The organism is Vibrio sp. 10N.261.51.A4, assembly GCF_041471945.1.
Lineage (GTDB): Bacteria > Pseudomonadota > Gammaproteobacteria > Enterobacterales > Vibrionaceae > Vibrio > Vibrio crassostreae_C.
Map to the genome: position 1 here is coordinate 1 of NZ_JBFRPJ010000182.1, position 1427 is coordinate 1427.

Annotated in this window: 1 protein-coding gene; it reads left to right on the forward strand. The window is 46.2% G+C overall.

Annotated features, from left to right (window positions below; translation table 11 throughout):
* Positions 1-1427 (forward strand): VCBS domain-containing protein (locus AB4384_RS23655; protein ID WP_372130204.1); only part of this gene is annotated, 1427 nt, incomplete at both ends.

Here is a 1427-nt window from a genome sequence, read left to right on the forward strand (position 1 = left end):
ACGTTTACGTTTACCCCAGAAAAAGACTACAACGGCGCGGTGCACTTTAGCTATGACGTCAAAGATGCACACGGTGGTGTAACACACACCGGCGCAACCACCAACTTAGCTGCGGTTAACGACAACCCTGATGTGACGCCTTTAACCGACAGTGTCAGTGAGGGGGCCGATAATCATCACACCCTCAATCTGCTATTAGGTGCTACGGACAAAGACGGCGACGCTTTAAGCGTCAGTCACCTTGAATATGCCATCGATGGTCAACTTCAGGCAGGGAAAATCCCCGCAGGTATCACCTTAGATACTGATGGGCATACGTTAATTGTTGATGCCACTGATCCCGCATTTAATCATTTGGCCAATGGTCAGTCGCAACAAATCGCTATCACTTATCAAGTAGAAGATGGCCATGGTGGAAGTACGCAACAAACCGCCACGCTTACGATTGCCGGGACAGATGATAAAGCCACACTGGTTTCTAATGTCATTCAGCTCACTGAAACACAAGCGCTGGATAGCGAATTTAAATCCTATAGAGGCCAGCTTCAGCTTATCGATCCAGATAGTGGCGATAACACACAATTTCTCCATAGTGGTAAATATTTGGGTCAAGGTTTTTCTCCAGGTTATTTTGATGTTTTTCCAGACGGGTCTTATCAATTTAGTTTACAAGGAGCCAACAAACGCTATGCAGATGACCATATTGCTAGTTTGCGAACTGGCGAATCAATGCAGATCCCCTATGAAGTTGAAACCAGTGACGGTCAGAAGCTGACAATCATGGTTAAAGTGATTGGCGAAGATAACCAAGCAAGAATTGAAGTGACGCCATACTCCAGCCTCAATAATCATGTTTACGAAGATCACACTTCCTTTGGCAATACCACTAATCAGCTCAGCAGTGGTGGCACGTTACACGTGATTGACCCCGATCACGACCAAGCCGGTTTTATCGCACAAACCATCACCACCACCGAAGGTGGTCAGTTCAATATCAACGCACAGGGCCAATGGTCATACGATATTGACAATGATAAAGTCCAACATTTAGGCGCAGGGGAAAGCTTCCAGCAAACCTTTACCGTTGAATCTATCGATGGCAGTGCTAAAAAAGATATTACAGTGACCGTTCATGGCACCAATGATGCGCCAGTTGCATCAGCTGAAGTACGTTTAGCGAATGGCTTAGAAGATACCCAGATAGTCCTCACCCCTGCACAGCTACTGGCCAATTCTAGCGATGTTGACGACAACGATATTGGCAAATTATCCATTGAAAACCTACAGGCTGACCACGGTGCTATTGTATTAAATGCCGATGGCACCTTCACGTTTACCCCAGATAAAGACTATAACGGCCAAGTGCATTTTAGCTATGATGTTAAAGATGCTCACGGTGGTGTGACCCACACTGGCGCATCAACGAC